This is a genomic window from Mesorhizobium sp. M0052 (genome assembly GCF_040323255.1).
Taxonomy (GTDB): domain Bacteria; phylum Pseudomonadota; class Alphaproteobacteria; order Rhizobiales; family Rhizobiaceae; genus Mesorhizobium.
In genome coordinates this window covers 224770-238931 of sequence record NZ_JAMYUS010000005.1, presented here as the reverse complement: position 1 = coordinate 238931, position 14162 = coordinate 224770, and the positions used below count along the sequence as shown (strand labels likewise).

Genomic DNA, 14162 nt, shown 5'->3' with positions numbered 1-14162 from the left:
AGGAACCTTCTTGCCGGAGCACCGTAAACAAAGTGGCGGGCAAGCTTTGAGCAAGGAGGTAGAATTGCAACATCGCCGGATCGACATTGACGGAAACAGCATCTTCTATCGCGAAGACGGCCCGCCTGATGCTCCCGTCCTTCTCCTGCCGCACGGCTATCCGTGCTCGTCCTATCAATTCCGACGGTTGATGCCGGCACTTGCCGATCGCTGGCATACATTCGCGCCGGACTTTCCCGGCTTTGGCTATAGCGCCACGCCCGAGATGTTGGTTTTTGGCTATGATTTCGATGCCTATGCCGAGTTTCTGACAGCTTTCGCCGATGCGCTCGGCACGTCGCGCTATGCTCTCTGGCTGCACGATTATGGCTCACAGATCGGACTGCGCCACGCCATCGCACATCCCGAGCGCATCGCGGCACTCATCATCCAGAACGGCGATATATACGAGGATGTTCTCGGGCCGAAATACGCTGGGATAAAAGCCTATTGGACGGAAAAGACGCCCGAAAAGCACCGGCCGTTGGAAGAGGCGGTGAGCGAGGAGGGGTTCCGGCACGAGTTCGTCGGAGAGGTGGATTACGCTGTAGCCGAGCGCGTGCCTCCCGATCTTTGGAAACTCCACTGGCCTTTGATGGACACGCCGATCCGCCGGCGACTCGCGGTCGGCCTGATGGAGAAGCTGGAGGCGAACCTCGGCTGGTTCCCGCGCTATCAGAGCTATCTGCGCGAGCACCAACCGCAAACGCTCATCGTCTGGGGCCCCGAGGATGGTTACATGCCGGCACAATCGGCGCATGCCTACCAGCGCGATTTGCGGGAAGCGGAGCTTCATCTGATCGATGGCGCCGGCCACTGGTTGCTCGAAACGCATTTCGATGAGGCACTTCCGCTGGTGCGCGATTTTCTGGCGCGCGTCCACAGTCAGGAAGCGAAAGGGACGGGCGGCCGGGCGTAGACACCGTTGCGGTCATCCGATCGATCTGCAACCATGGCGTCATGATGGAAAAGTCTGCCGCGCCCTGGCCTCTGCTGCAAATCGCGATCGAGCCGAAGTCGCGGGCCGATCAGGAGAAGCTGCTTGTCACTTCGTCCAAGCTCGCGCCTGACGACCGCGACCCACCGGCCGCCATGGCCATGGCCAGATGACGTCGCCAAAATTCTCCTCGCGGGCAGGGTTCCTTGTCGGCCTCGGCGTCACGCCGGTCGCCTTTTTCCTGGCGCTCTATTCGGCCGGGGCCGGGCATGGCGACTATGTGCTGGCGCGACTTCTCTATCCGGTCCCCATGCTGGCAACGCTTTTGACCAACACAACGATCACCAGCCTTTCCATCGGATTGGCTGCGCTGCAGTTTCCTGCCTATGGGGCATTTGTTGCGGGCGCCGGCGGCTCCAGATGGCTGGCCCTTGGCGTCTTCCATCTTGTTGCAATCGCAGCAGCCTTCAGCGGCCTCCTGGAAAGCTTTTCGGGATGACGCTCCTGTTCGTTATCCCGGCGCGGGCCGGTCGAGCAGGAAGTCGAGGCCTTTGCGAAAGGCGCCATCCCTTGAGAAATGAAGACCACGCCAACTCATTTCGCCACTGCTTCGTCAACGTTCCTCCCGCCAAGCAATCCGAGCCGCCGGCCTGCATCTCAGTCAGCAGGGCGTATATTGGCACGCCCCTAATGGAAGCAGCAGCCACTATGAAAAGTCGCATAAGATAGATTATGGAACTTGTGCATTAGACTGAAGCTGGAAATTGCTGCGATTTTCACGGGTTTGGCATGATCGACGCGTGTTGCCTTGAGCCGTTGGCCAACGCTACGCTGTGTCGATGACGACAGGAAAGCGTGACATCGAAGCGGCGATCAAAGTGTTCGTGCACGGCTTCAGCACCGACAAGAGCCGCACCTTTCCATACGAAGCCAGCCGCGTCGGACCCTTGTGGCTGATGCGCGATGCCGAGCGCAAGAATGCACGCGACTACCGTGGCGAAGAATGGATCGTCCATGACGTCGCCGCCGAGGAAGCCGATGCCATCGTGCGGCAGCATGCGCGGCCGGGCTTTGCCGTTTCGGTCGTGATCGCGAATGACGGCCCGGACGAACCAACGCGAACGGCCTACAAGGCGCTCGGCTACCGGCTGCTGCGGACGGAAGGCTTTTTCATCCAGTCGCTGCGCCAAATTCCAGACCCGCCAGCAATCGTCTCTATCGAACGCGTGAGGACGGCTGAACGCGCTGCACAACTGGGAAAGGTCATACGCAGGCGGTCACTTCCAGACGATCAACTCGGCGACGATGCGCCGTTTCGCCAGTATGTGGCGCTCGATGGCGACGCCATCGTCGGGCGTGTGCGCAGCATAGACGCCCTCGGCGCCACATGGTGCTCGGCAATGTTTGTCGAGCCTTCGCACCGGCGTCGAGGCATCGGCCAGGCGCTGATGGCCAAAATGCTGCATGACGACAAAGCGCATGGGTCGCGGTGCTCGATGCTGTTGGCGACTCGTGCCGGAGCGCTGCTTTATCCCCGCATGGGCTATGAGCGGATTGGAACGCTGCTGATCTTCGCGCCGAAGAACCGAACGTCCTTATAAAGATCTGCTCGTATCATGCTGTCTCATAAAGGAATTTCGATCACCATGCCGTCATAGGCCGGAGTGACGTTGGCCGGCACCTCGGCCTTCACCGTGGCATAGTCGAGCGGCACATGCATATGCGTCAGCACGGCCTGTTTCGGCGCCAGTTTTTCAATCCAGCCAAGCGCCTGACCGAGCGACAGATGACTGGGATGGGTATGGTACTGCAAGGCATCGATGACCAGCATTTCCAGGCCGCGCAGCCGCTCGGCGGTGGCATCCGGGAAGTCGCTTATATCGGGGCAGTAGGCCAGCCCGCCGATGCGGAAGCCGAGCGAAATGATGTCGCCATGGATCTGCGGCAGCGGCTCGAGGGTGAGGGCACCGCCCTCGCCTTCGATCGTCACCGCCCTTGCGTGATCGATGATGTGCGGCCTGACGATCGGCGGATAGGAACTGCCAAACGGCGTCTCGAAGCAATAGCCGAACGCTTCGCGCAGCCTGAGCATGGTCGGCTGGTCGGCATGGACATCGATCAAATGGCGCTGCTCCAGCACGTAGCCGCGCAGATCGTCGATGCCGTGGATGTGGTCGGCGTGCGGATGCGTATAGACGACGGCGTCGATGCGCCGGACGGCCGCCATCAGCATCTGCTCACGGAAATCAGGCCCGGTGTCGATGACGACCGTGGTTCTGGCGCCGTTGGCTGCTATCCGCTCGACGAGCGCGGCTGAGCGTGTACGCCGGTTTTTCGGATTGGCCGGGTCGCAATTGCCCCAATCGCCGGTGATGCGCGGCGTGCCAGGTGACGAGCCGCAGCCGAGGATGGTGAGGCGCAGCCGGTCGCTCATGCGTCAGAGCCCGGCGGGCCGCGGCATCTTGCCGAACAGCCGGAAGAAGTTCGCCGTCGTCAGCGTCGCGATCTCGGCTTCGCCAACGCCGACCGTCTCCGCCAGCACCTTGGCTGTATGCGCGATATAGGCCGGCTCGTTGCGTTTGCCGCGGAACGGCACCGGCGCCAGATACGGTGCGTCGGTCTCGACCAGCAGCCGGTCATGCGGCACATCGGCTGCGATGGCGCGTAAATCGGCGGAGTTCTTGAAGGTCAGTATGCCCGAGAAGGACACATAGCCACCAAGCGCCACGCCGACCTCTGCCAGCCGTCGCCCCGACGAAAAACAATGCAGGATGAAGGGGAAGGCGCCCTTCCCTGTTTCGTCTTCGAGGATGGCAGCCATGTCGTCATCGGCATCGCGCGAATGGATCACCAGCGGCAGCCCGGTCTCGCGCGCAGCTGCTATATGAGTGCGAAAACCCTGCGCCTGCGCATCGCGTGGCGCCTTGTCGTAAAAATAGTCGAGCCCGGCCTCGCCGATCGCCACCACCTTCGGGTGCGCGGACAGGCGCACAAGGTCCTCAGCCGTCACATCCAGCTCTTCGCCGGCATTGTGAGGATGAGTGCCGACCGAGCAATAGATTTCGTCGAAACTCTCGGCAATCTCAAGCACTTGCGCAAACCGCTTCACGCGCGTCGAGATGGTCACCATGTGACCTATACCGGCAGCCTTGGCGCGGGCGACGATGGCCGCCCGCTCCTCGGTGAAATCCGGAAAGTCGAGATGGCAATGGCTGTCGACGAGCATCAGGCGCTCGCCTCAGGGTTTTCGACATAACGCGGAAACACGCCCTCCGGCGCGGGCAGCGCCGTGCCGGGCACCAGCGCATAGTCGGCATGGACATGCGCGAAGTCACGCTTGTCCGCCGGCACCGCCAGCAGGTCCAGCAGCTTGCCGGCCGACCCCGGAATGTAGGGCTGGCACAGCAATGCCACGCGCCGCACCAGTTCGGCGGTCGTCCACAGCACTGTTTCCATGCGCGCCGGATCGGTCTTCTTCAGCGCCCAGGGCGCCTGCGAGGCGAAGTAGCGATCCGCTTCCGCCACAACGCCGAAGATCGCCGCCAACGCGAGATGGATGCCCTGTTCCGACATCGCCTGGCGCGCGGTACCCAGCGCTTCCACCGCCTGGTCGAGGATCGCGCTGTCGGCTTCGGTCAGCTCGCCGCGATGCGGCACCACGCCGCCGCAGTTCTTGGCGATCATCGACAGCGAGCGCTGCGCCAGATTGCCGAGACCGTTGGCGAGATCGGCATTTGTGCGGTTGACGATCGCGTCATGGCTGTAGCTGCCGTCCTGGCCGAATGGCACCTCACGCAAGAAGAAATAGCGCACTTGGTCGAGGCCGTAATGCTCGACCATGGTGAAGGGGTCTACGACATTGCCGACCGACTTCGACATTTTCTCGCCGCGGTTGAACAGGAAGCCATGCGCGAAGACGCGCATCGGCAGTTCGATGCCGGCCGACATCAGGAAAGCCGGCCAGTAGACGGCATGGAAGCGGACGATGTCCTTGCCGATAATGTGCGTGGCCGGCCAGTAGCGCCATTGCTCGGCCTTGGTGTCGGGATAGCCGGCAGCGGTGATGTAGTTGGTCAGGGCATCGACCCAGACATACATCACATGCTTGTCGTCGCCCGGCACCGGCACGCCCCAATTGAAGGTCGTGCGCGAGACCGAGATGTCCTTGAGGCCGGACCTGACGAAGCTCATCACCTCATTTCGGCGCTCGGCCGGACCGACGAAATCGGGCTGGCTTTCGTACAGCGCAAGCAATTTGTCCTGATAGGCGGAAAGCCTGAAGAAGTAGCTTTCCTCCTCATTCCATTCGACCGGCGAGCCAAGCGGCTCGCGGCGCACGCCGTCGTCGCCGAGCGTGGTTTCGCTCTCTTCGAAATAGGCTTCCTGGCGGACCGAATACCAGCCACTGTAGCGGTCGAGATAGATGTCGCCATTGGCCGCCATCGCCTTCCAGATCGCCTGGCACGACTCGTAGTGGCGTGGTTCCGTCGTGCGGATGTAATCATCATTCGAGCCGCCCAGGACCTCTGTCATCGAACGGAAGATCGCCGAGTTGCGGTCGGCAAGCGCGAGTGGCGTTATGCCTTCCTTCTCGGCCGTCTGCTGCATCTTGAGGCCGTGTTCGTCAGTGCCGGTGAGGAAGAGCACGTCCTTGCCGTCCAGGCGCTGGAAGCGGGCCAGCGCGTCGGTCGCGATGACCGTATAGGCGTGGCCGATATGCGGCTTGCCGTTCGGATAGAAAATTGGTGTCGTGATGTAGAATGTGTCGCGTGACATGAATTAACCGTCATGAATGGCCGAATGAATGTGAGCGGTGGATATCGCATCGAGACGGCGATTGCCATCCCGCCCCAATGCCGAAACCGGTCACATTCGCATTGCGGAATTCAGGCGGTCGATCATGGTCAAGGCGTGCTGCTTCTTGTCAAGATTGTAGGTATCGGTCTCAGATATGGCGTTCAGCGCCTCGTGCCAAGTGTCGGACAGCGTTTTCGCCCGCGCGAGATCCCCAGCCAGCGCGGCTTCACTGGCGCCGGTGGAGAGCAGATCGAGCGCGCGGCGGTTGAAGATGTCGAACTGGATCGCCTGGTCGCGGCCGGCGACGGCCTCGGCAAGGCGATAGGCGCCGGCGATGTCGCTCCTGCCCGACGTGACCAGGGCGTCGAGCGTGCCGGCAATCTCCAGCCCGCCATATTGGGTCAGAAGGATCGCATTGCGGGCGCTGCCCCCTGCCCGTTCCGCCAGTGCCGCGCGCGCGGCAGGATCGGAAGGTGGCGGCGGCTCGACGGTTTCCAGAACGCTCATCAGGCTGCCGGCATCGAGCGGCGTCAGCCGCACCATCTGGCAGCGCGAGCGGATGGTCGGCAAAAGGCTGCCCGGCGCATGCACGATGAGGATGAACAGCGTGCGGCTCGGCGGCTCCTCGAGGTTCTTCAGCAAGGCATTGGCGGCGTTGGTGTTCATGTCGTCGGCCGGATCGACGATCACCACCCGGTAGCTGCCGTCATGCGAGGTCAGCGACAGGAAGCGGTTGACCTTGCGGATCTCGTCGACGGTGACGACCGTCTTGAAGCTCTTGGTCTTGTCGTTCAGCGGCCTGGTCAGATGCAGCACGCCGGGATGCGCCCCGGTGGCGATCTGGCGAAACAGCGATGAGGCCGGATCGGGAACGGCAAACACATCCGGCGCCTGGTCGAAGGCCGGATGCTTCAACAGATGGTGCGCCAGGTGAAAGGCAAGCGTCGCCTTGCCGATGCCGATCGGCCCGGCAAAGATCACCGCATGCGGCAGTTTTCCCGAGCGATAGGCGGCAGCGAGCATCGCGGCCGCCTGCTCATGGCCGACCAGGCGCAGCGTCTCGGACGGCTCCGGTACACCGTCCAGCGTGTCGTGCTGCTCGGGAGCGATGCGTTCGAAGATCATGCGGGCGCCGCCTGTCGGTTGCGCGCGGGCGCCCTCGCCTCAAGTGCGGCGAACACCACCGCGGTGATGACATCCTCCACCGTAGCGGGAGGCGCCGACGCGTCGATCACGATGCAGCGGTCCGGCTCGGCGGTTGCGATCGCCAGGAAGGCGTCACGGCGGCGCTGGTGGATGTCCAGCGTCTCCTTTTCGAAGCGGTCCGGACCGTCCTCGGCGCCACGCCGCGCGGCGGCGCGCCGCAAGCCCTCGGCGGGGTCAATGTCAAGGATCAGCGTCATGTCCGGCATCATGCCGTTGATGGCGACCTCCTCCAGAGCTTCCATGAAAGCCGGATCGAGGCCGCCGGTGACGCCCTGATAGACGCGCGACGAATCCAGGAAACGGTCGCAAAGCACGATGGAGCCGCGCTCCACCGCCGGCCGGATGACCTGCTCGACATGGTCGGAGCGCGCGGCGGCAAACAGCAGCGCCTCCATCTTCGGCCCGAAAGGCTCGGCGGCGCCGGACAGGAGCACGTGCCTGACCGCCTCGGCGCCGGGTGACCCCCCGGGTTCGCGGGTGAGGAGGACATCGTATTTCTTGGCGCGCATCTTCTGGGCCAGCCGTTCGATCTGCGTCGACTTGCCGGCGCCCTCGCCGCCTTCGAAGGTGATGAAAAATCCGCTTGCCAATCGAAAGGCCTTTGTCCTGCTTTGCGCTGGTGTCTTAGTCCGCGCCCGAGAAAAGGTCCACGCCGCAGGAACTCAACGCAGCCAGCCTACGGCCAGTTCCCTGGCGGCATCAAACGCGCGTTGCGGCAGTGTGCCGACGCCGACCGATTCGGCGGCGAAAAGCGGCGTTTCCTGGCTCAGCGTATCGCCGATCCAGACGCGCAGCGCGCCGACGGGTTGCCCCTCCTCCACCGGCGCCGATACCGGCCCCTGATAGACGATCCTGGCGGTCAGCTTGTCGCGGTTGGCGATCGGCAGCAGGACGTCGATCGGCGCCTTTGCCTTCAGCGCTACGCTGGATTTGGCGCCGCCGAACACCTGGGCCTCGCCGACCACTTCGTTGCCAGCGAAAATCTCGGTCTTCTCGAAGGAGCGGACGCCCCATTCGAGCAGCTTGCGCGCTTCCTCGGCGCGCTCGCGATCATTGGCCAATCCGCTCATCGCCGCGAACACCCTGGTTCCGTCATGGCTGACCGAGCCGACAATGCCGAAACCGCCCGCCTCGCTCGACCCGACCGCCAGCCCATCGGCGCCGATGCCCATGGCCAGCAACGGGTTGCGATTCTTTTGCGAGATCTTGTTCCAGGTGAAATCGGCCCGGCCGTAATAGAGATAGAGATCCGGATATTCGCGCCATATATGCAGGCCAAGCTGCGCCAGTTCGCGCACTGTCGTCTGCTGGCCGTCGGCCGGCAGGCCGGTGGAATTGACAAATGTCGATTTCGGCAGCCCGATCTGGCGCGCGCGATCGTTCATCTGCGCCGCGAAATTCTCTTCCGAACCGGCCATGCCTTCGGCCAGCACCATGCAGCCGTCATTGGCGGCCTGTATGGTGACCCCCTGGATCAGATCCTCGACCCGGATCGCCGATTTGAGCTTGGCAAACATGGTCGACGTTCCCGAAGGCGCACCGCCCTTGCGCCAGGCATTTTCCGAAACCACGAAGGTGTCGTCGAGGCTCATGCGCTTCGACTTGATGGCGTTGAAGACCATCTCCATCGTCATCAGCTTGGCCATCGAGGCCGGCGGGATCGGTTGGTCGGCATCCTTGGAAAACAGCACCGTGCCGGTTTCGGCATCGATCATGAAAGCCTGCGTCGCCTTGGTCTCGAAAAGCTGCGCGTTGGCCGGAACCAGCGCGGCAAGCAAGAAGCCAAGGCCAAAAAGCCCGGCAAAAGGGTGGAAAAGGCGAAATCGCATGAAGAGGCTCGACTGTTAGCCGGCAGAAACTTGCCGCAACGCTATCAGGCTTCTTCCCGGCGGATCAACCGCGCAATGACCAAACCGGCGTGCCTTTGTTGGTCAGTTGCGCACAGCCAGCGCGTCCGGCGCGCCATGCGACCATGCCGCGCGCAAGAGGTCGTCGACATTGCCATGGCCATCCGGATAGAGATTGACCGCGTACCAGTCATTGCCGTCGAGTTCGGTGCTCTGGATTTCGGTCCTGCCGAACGGTTCGAGAGCCGCAGCCACCCGCTTTGCCTCGGCAGCATCGTCGAAGGATCCGGCGGCGACATAGTCGGAAACGGCAGGCGATGCCTGCGGGTTGGATTTCTTCCACGATTGCAGGATGTCGGCTGGCGACATGCCCTGGTCGTCAAGCGCTGCAAAGACGTCGGCGCGCTGTACGCGCTCATCCGCATAGGAGAGCGAAGCCACGGCAAAGGGCGATTCCGGGCGCTGAGGCACGATCGGCCCGAATTCAGGCAGCGTCACATCGCTTGAGGCCGGTGCCTGCATCGACATCACTGGCTGTGTGTCGGAAATCGTCAACTGACCAGGAAACGGCACTACGGCAGGGGGTGCGCCAACAGATAGGCTCGGCGAAGGTCCGTTCATCGCCACCATGACGCCGGTCGGCAAGCCATCGGACGGGTCCGGGCGGTTGCCCGGGCGGTAGGAGGCGACCAGATATTGGTCGTCGTCGCCGTCGAGCGGTGCGCGGCCAATATATTCCACCTTGACCCTGGCCGTGCCGACCTTGGCATAGTCGAGCATTTGCGCGGCGCGTTTCGAGACATCGATGATGCGTCCCTCGTGATAGGGGCCGCGGTCGTTGACGCGCACGATGACCGAGCTTCCGGTCTCGGTGTTGGTGACACGGGCGTAGCTTGGCAGCGGCATGGTCGGATGCGCCGCCGTCAGATGGGTCATGTCGTAGACTTCGCCATTGGCTGTGAGACGACCGTGGAAGGCATCGCCATACCAGGAGGCGAGACCGACCTTGGCGTAGCGCTTGTCTTCCTTGGGGTAATACCACTTGCCGCGCACCTGATAGGGCTTGCCCAACTGGTCGCGGCCGCCGCCGCGCCGCATGTACTGAACGCGCGGGCTGGCCTTCACACCGTATTCGGTCTCGGCAAAATATTCCTTCGAGCGAGGCTTCTTGTAGACCATGGCTTTCGGCTCGGACTGCGGCGACGCGCACGCGGCCAGCAACGCAGCCGAAAGAGCGCACAACACCAAAGCAGGAGCGCGACGAAGACGCCGATGCGTCGTGGTCTGCATGTTTTCCGATGTCCCCTACCGTCTCGACACAGGCGCCGCTTCTAGAATTTCGGCGGAGCCAGATGAGCAATGCCTGCGACGCGCCAATCCCCATCCCTTGTGCGCAGGAATTGCTTATCAGCGTATTAATCGATTGTGTCCGGAACCGGGCAGGAATGTGGCGGCCAGGTCCGGGCTGGCCGGGCGCCTGTGAGGAGGCATCCGAGACCTCTGTCCTTTGGAGTCTGGAAGTGAACCTGTGGCATGAAGCGCGGCTGCCTGGAACCGACCGACCCGAGATACGTTCTGCGCCTCATGGATGAATTCATTGAACGTTTCGGGCAACAGACGTGGCTGCCCTTTTCCGTAATTTTAGCCAGGCTTTTGCTCGCGGCCGTCCTTGGCTCCATCGTTGGGATCGAACGCGAATGGCGTAACCGACCGGCCGGATTGAGGACACACATCCTAGTCTGTGTTGCGACGGCTCTAATTGCCATCCTCACGATCGAGATTACTCATCTTCACGTCTTCGATGGTCAGGAAATCGCCATTGATCCTATCCGCTTGATCGAAGCCACGACTGCCGGCGTGGCATTTCTGGCCGCCGGCTTGATCTTCTTCTCCAAGGGCGAGGTTCAAGGGCTTACCACTGGGGCGGGCATGTGGCTGGCAGGCGCCATAGGCCTGGCGGTTGGGCTCGGGTTCTGGCAGATCGCAGCTTTGGCTACCTTGCTCGCACTTGTCGTGCTGGGTCTTCTGCAACTTGTGCAGGTCGGCAGCAAGGATCGCAATTAGATCCCGGCTCCTTCGAAAACGGGTTCGCAGCTCCGTTCGGGTAACGAACGCCACCCCCTATTATCCATGGCAGCGCCGATGGTTGACTTGGCGATGGGCAACGCTCTAGAGAAATGAACCGCAAGCTGGTCCGGAAGGACAGGTATCATTCGATACCAACTGTCGTTCACTGGGTCGGTTGATGTTCCTAGATGATTGAAAAGTCACGTCGGAGGGATGGCCGAGCGGTTTAAGGCACCGGTCTTGAAAACCGGCGTGGGTGCAAGCCCACCGTGGGTTCGAATCCCACTCCCTCCGCCACTACTTCAAATAAGTTATTGAAAAACAGATAGTTATGTTGCCGTTGCGCTAAGACCCGCCATCAAGCCCACCAAACAATTTCTGACCAGTTTTCGCCGCCGCATGCCTCACCGAGCGGTCCGGCGGCAAGAACGAGTCCTCGCAAGCGAACTTTGTTCCTGATCAATGAACGCGCTGCATTCTGTTGCTAGGCTTTCTCGATGGGACAGCCATTGATCGGCCAAGGACGCCCTTCTTCTTTCGACGAATTGACTATGTGCTGATCGAACGGCAGACCGGTCAATTCGGGAGGGAAGAAATCAGGTTTGGGAGGATAAGCATGGGTGAGAATCTATCCGGTCATCATGCCGACCGCGTTCAGGCCGCAATCGCTTCGGACGCGGCGGCGAAGTCCGCGCTGGTCGCTTCCTGGCGACGGTCTTCCAATCTGCACCGGCTCGATCCGACCGATTGCAGTCCCCCACGCTATCTGACAGAAGCGGAATTGGGAGAGGCCCGGCAACGCATCGAGCCGCTTGTCCGGGCTGCTCAATCAAGCCTGGACCGGCTCTATCTTGCAGTGGGAGGCGTTGGTTGCTGCGTCCTGCTCGCCGATCGTGACGGCGTGCCGGTCGAGCGGCGCGGCGCGCCTGTAGATGATGAGACGTTTCATTCCTGGGGTTTGTGGACTGGCTCCGTCTGGAACGAACAGAGCGAGGGCACCAATGGTATTGGCACCTGTCTGGTGGAACAGCGCGTCCTGACGATCCACCGTGATCAGCATTTTCACACGCGCAACACCGGGCTGAGCTGCACCACGGCTCCGATCTATGATCACCGTGGAGATCTTGTGGCTGCCCTTGACGTATCTTCCTGCCGGGCCGACCTGACCGAAATCTTCTCCAATCTTATTTCCATGGCCGTTGTCGACGCGGCCCGTCGGATCGAGGCGGAGAACTTCAAGATGGCATTCCCCAAGGCGCGCATTCTGCTGGCCTCGGTGCCCGACAAGGGTTCCGGAGCATTGATCGCGGTTGATGCGGACGACCTCGTGGTCGGCGCAACTCGTTCGGCTCGCCTGGCGCTAGGAATTACGCAACACTGTTTCGACAAGCCGATGCCTGCGACGGATCTGCTCGGTTGGGCCGAGAGCGGCCCCGAAGTCCTCGCCGAGGCGGAGCGCGGCGTTCTGCAGCGCGCGCTGGCGCGGGCAGACGGAAATGTCTCGGCCGCGGCCCATGCGCTCGGCATCAGTCGCGCCACGCTTCACCGCAAGCTCAACCGCCTGGACGTCCACAGGTCCCACTGACCTTCGAAACGTCGCATGACTGTCGCAATTCTGCGACACATCCCGCCCGCACACTGTCCCCGGCGCATTGGCAATAGCGGTGGGAGATCGCAAGTCTCTTTCCGAAGCGTCGCATTCCGCAGCGTCAGCTTTGGGAGGAAGACATGATGAACAAGGTTGAATTCTCACGCCCGGTCAAGGCGCCCTTCGACAAGCACTACGGCAATTTCATCGGCGGCAAATGGACCGAGCCCCGCTCTGGCCGTTACTTCGAGAACTTCTCGCCGGTGAATGGTCAACTGCTATGCGAAGTGGCGCGTTCGGATGCCCAGGACATTGAGGCGGCCCTGGATGCTGCACATGCGGCCAAGGACGCCTGGGGGCGCACCAGCGTGGCTGAGCGCTCGCTCATCCTCAACCGCATCGCCGACCGCATGGAGGAAAACCTCGATCTCCTCGCTTGCGCCGAAACCTGGGACAACGGCAAGCCGATCCGCGAAACGACCGCCGCCGACCTGCCTTTAGCCATCGACCATTTCCGCTATTTCGCTGGCGCGTTGCGTGGCCAGGAAGGCAGCCTTTCGCAGATCGACGACGATACTGTCGCCTACCATTTCCATGAGCCGCTCGGCGTGGTCGGCCAGATCATCCCCTGGAACTTCCCATTGCTGATGGCCTGCTGGAAGCTGGCGCCCGCACTTGCCGCCGGAAACTGCGTGGTACTGAAGCCTGCCGAGCAGACGCCGGCCGCCATCTTGCTGTGGGCCGATCTTATAGGCGATCTGCTGCCGCCGGGCGTGCTCAACATCGTCAACGGCTTCGGCCTCGAGGCCGGCAAGCCGCTCGCGTCCTCGCCGCGTATCGCCAAGATCGCCTTTACCGGCGAGACCACGACGGGCCGGCTGATCATGCAATATGCCAGCCAGAACCTGATCCCCGTCACGCTGGAACTGGGTGGGAAGTCGCCCAACATCTTCTTCAAGGACGTTGTCGCCGAAGACGACGATTTCTTCGACAAGGCGATCGAGGGCTTCGTCATGTTCGCGCTGAACCAGGGCGAAGTCTGCACCTGTCCGAGCCGCGCGCTCATCCATGAATCGATCTACGACAGGTTCATGGAGCGTGCCCTGAAGCGCGTCGAGGCCATCGTGCAGGGCGATCCGCTGGATCCGGCGACGATGATCGGTGCGCAGGCCTCGTCCGAGCAGATGGAAAAGATCCTTTCCTACATCGACATCGGCCGCCAGGAAGGCGCCGAAGTGCTGACCGGTGGCGCGCGCAACGTCTTGCCCGGCGATCTAGCCGGCGGTTACTACGTCCAGCCCACGGTGTTTAAGGGTCACAACAAGATGCGCATCTTCCAGGAGGAGATCTTCGGGCCAGTGGTTTCGGTCACGACCTTCAGGGATGACGACGAAGCGCTGGAAATCGCCAACGATACGCTCTACGGACTCGGCGCCGGCGTCTGGACACGCGACAGCAACCGCGCCTACCGCTTCGGCCGCGCGATCCAGGCCGGCCGCGTCTGGACCAACTGCTATCACGCCTACCCTGCGCATGCGGCCTTCGGCGGCTACAAGCAGTCCGGTATCGGCCGCGAGACGCACAAGATGATGCTCGACCATTATCAGCAGACCAAGAACATGCTGGTCAGCTACAGCCCGAAGAAGCTCGGCTTCTTCTGATCGTCTCCTAGGCTTAAAGG

General features: G+C 62.1%; 14 protein-coding genes and 1 tRNA gene. 8 read left to right on the top strand and 7 right to left on the bottom strand.

Annotated elements, in window-relative coordinates; genetic code table 11:
- The first annotated feature begins 46 nt into the window (after positions 1-46).
- The 4 genes from NKJ77_RS08670 (at position 47) to NKJ77_RS08655 (ending at position 2577) form a co-directional block, all read left to right on the top strand.
- Complete coding sequence (locus NKJ77_RS08670; protein WP_031195682.1) at positions 47-958, top strand: alpha/beta fold hydrolase; 912 nt, start codon at positions 47-49, stop codon at positions 956-958.
- A 41-nt stretch (positions 959-999) separates the two neighbouring features.
- Entirely contained in the window at positions 1000-1149 is a 150-nt protein-coding gene (locus NKJ77_RS08665; protein ID WP_023741235.1) for a hypothetical protein, read from the top strand.
- Positions 1146-1475 carry a hypothetical protein gene (locus NKJ77_RS08660; RefSeq protein ID WP_023668943.1) on the top strand — a complete coding sequence of 110 codons (330 nt, stop codon included), beginning with the start codon at positions 1146-1148 and terminating at the stop codon, positions 1473-1475. The genes NKJ77_RS08665 and NKJ77_RS08660 overlap by 4 nt, the downstream gene beginning before the upstream one ends.
- 340 nt (positions 1476-1815) lie before the next feature.
- Positions 1816-2577 (top strand): GNAT family N-acetyltransferase, encoded by a 762-nt coding sequence (locus tag NKJ77_RS08655; protein ID WP_352534922.1) that lies wholly within the window; start codon positions 1816-1818, stop codon positions 2575-2577.
- Between the two features lie 23 nt (positions 2578-2600).
- Here NKJ77_RS08655 and NKJ77_RS08650 read toward each other — a convergent pair whose 3' ends face one another.
- The 7 genes from NKJ77_RS08650 to NKJ77_RS08620 form a co-directional block, all read right to left on the bottom strand.
- A complete protein-coding gene (locus NKJ77_RS08650) occupies positions 2601-3410 on the bottom strand; it encodes an MBL fold metallo-hydrolase (RefSeq protein ID WP_023688471.1) in 810 nt (269 codons plus the stop codon).
- A gap of 3 nt (positions 3411-3413) precedes the next feature.
- Positions 3414-4202 (bottom strand): TatD family hydrolase, encoded by a 789-nt coding sequence (locus tag NKJ77_RS08645; RefSeq protein WP_023696113.1) that lies wholly within the window; start codon positions 4200-4202, stop codon positions 3414-3416.
- A complete protein-coding gene (gene metG / locus NKJ77_RS08640; protein ID WP_352534920.1) occupies positions 4202-5752 on the bottom strand; it encodes a methionine--tRNA ligase in 1551 nt (516 codons plus the stop codon). The genes NKJ77_RS08645 and metG overlap by 1 nt, the downstream gene beginning before the upstream one ends.
- 90 nt (positions 5753-5842) lie before the next feature.
- Positions 5843-6898: a DNA polymerase III subunit delta' gene (locus tag NKJ77_RS08635; protein WP_023745049.1), complete on the bottom strand. Its 1056-nt coding sequence runs from the start codon at positions 6896-6898 to the stop codon at positions 5843-5845.
- Positions 6895-7569 (bottom strand): dTMP kinase, encoded by a 675-nt coding sequence (gene tmk / locus NKJ77_RS08630; protein WP_023701723.1) that lies wholly within the window; start codon positions 7567-7569, stop codon positions 6895-6897. Before tmk ends, NKJ77_RS08635 begins: the two co-directional genes overlap by 4 nt.
- A gap of 72 nt (positions 7570-7641) precedes the next feature.
- Positions 7642-8808 (bottom strand): D-alanyl-D-alanine carboxypeptidase family protein, encoded by a 1167-nt coding sequence (locus NKJ77_RS08625; protein WP_023688475.1) that lies wholly within the window; start codon positions 8806-8808, stop codon positions 7642-7644.
- A gap of 102 nt (positions 8809-8910) precedes the next feature.
- Positions 8911-10116 (bottom strand): septal ring lytic transglycosylase RlpA family protein, encoded by a 1206-nt coding sequence (locus tag NKJ77_RS08620; protein WP_352534918.1) that lies wholly within the window; start codon positions 10114-10116, stop codon positions 8911-8913.
- Positions 10117-10359: 243 nt separating this feature from the next.
- On the opposite strand from NKJ77_RS08620, the gene NKJ77_RS08615 reads away from it, so the two are divergent.
- The 4 genes from NKJ77_RS08615 (at position 10360) to adh (ending at position 14142) form a co-directional block, all read left to right on the top strand.
- A complete protein-coding gene (locus tag NKJ77_RS08615) occupies positions 10360-10890 on the top strand; it encodes an MgtC/SapB family protein (protein WP_502902089.1) in 531 nt (176 codons plus the stop codon).
- 210 nt (positions 10891-11100) lie between these two features.
- Positions 11101-11190, top strand: a tRNA-Ser gene (locus NKJ77_RS08610).
- A 319-nt stretch (positions 11191-11509) separates the two neighbouring features.
- Positions 11510-12478: a helix-turn-helix domain-containing protein gene (locus tag NKJ77_RS08605; RefSeq protein ID WP_352534916.1), complete on the top strand. Its 969-nt coding sequence runs from the start codon at positions 11510-11512 to the stop codon at positions 12476-12478.
- Positions 12479-12624: 146 nt separating this feature from the next.
- The gene (gene adh / locus NKJ77_RS08600; protein ID WP_352534969.1) at positions 12625-14142 is read left to right on the top strand and encodes an aldehyde dehydrogenase; all 1518 of its coding nucleotides are present in this window, start codon (positions 12625-12627) and stop codon (positions 14140-14142) included.
- The last annotated feature ends 20 nt before the right edge of the window (positions 14143-14162 follow it).

Coding starts and splice junctions, on each gene's coding strand:
- adh (WP_352534969.1), top strand. CDS start 12,625: ATGAACAAGGTTGAATTCTCACGCCCGGTCAAGGCGCCCTTCGACAAG.
- NKJ77_RS08660 (WP_023668943.1), top strand. CDS start 1,146: ATGACGTCGCCAAAATTCTCCTCGCGGGCAGGGTTCCTTGTCGGCCTC.
- NKJ77_RS08605 (WP_352534916.1), top strand. CDS start 11,510: ATGGGTGAGAATCTATCCGGTCATCATGCCGACCGCGTTCAGGCCGCA.
- NKJ77_RS08635 (WP_023745049.1), bottom strand. CDS start 6,898: ATGATCTTCGAACGCATCGCTCCCGAGCAGCACGACACGCTGGACGGT.
- metG (WP_352534920.1), bottom strand. CDS start 5,752: ATGTCACGCGACACATTCTACATCACGACACCAATTTTCTATCCGAAC.
- NKJ77_RS08655 (WP_352534922.1), top strand. CDS start 1,816: ATGACGACAGGAAAGCGTGACATCGAAGCGGCGATCAAAGTGTTCGTG.
- NKJ77_RS08625 (WP_023688475.1), bottom strand. CDS start 8,808: ATGCGATTTCGCCTTTTCCACCCTTTTGCCGGGCTTTTTGGCCTTGGC.
- NKJ77_RS08620 (WP_352534918.1), bottom strand. CDS start 10,116: ATGCAGACCACGACGCATCGGCGTCTTCGTCGCGCTCCTGCTTTGGTG.
- NKJ77_RS08615 (WP_502902089.1), top strand. CDS start 10,360: ATGAAGCGCGGCTGCCTGGAACCGACCGACCCGAGATACGTTCTGCGC.
- NKJ77_RS08665 (WP_023741235.1), top strand. CDS start 1,000: ATGATGGAAAAGTCTGCCGCGCCCTGGCCTCTGCTGCAAATCGCGATC.
- NKJ77_RS08650 (WP_023688471.1), bottom strand. CDS start 3,410: ATGAGCGACCGGCTGCGCCTCACCATCCTCGGCTGCGGCTCGTCACCT.
- NKJ77_RS08645 (WP_023696113.1), bottom strand. CDS start 4,202: ATGCTCGTCGACAGCCATTGCCATCTCGACTTTCCGGATTTCACCGAG.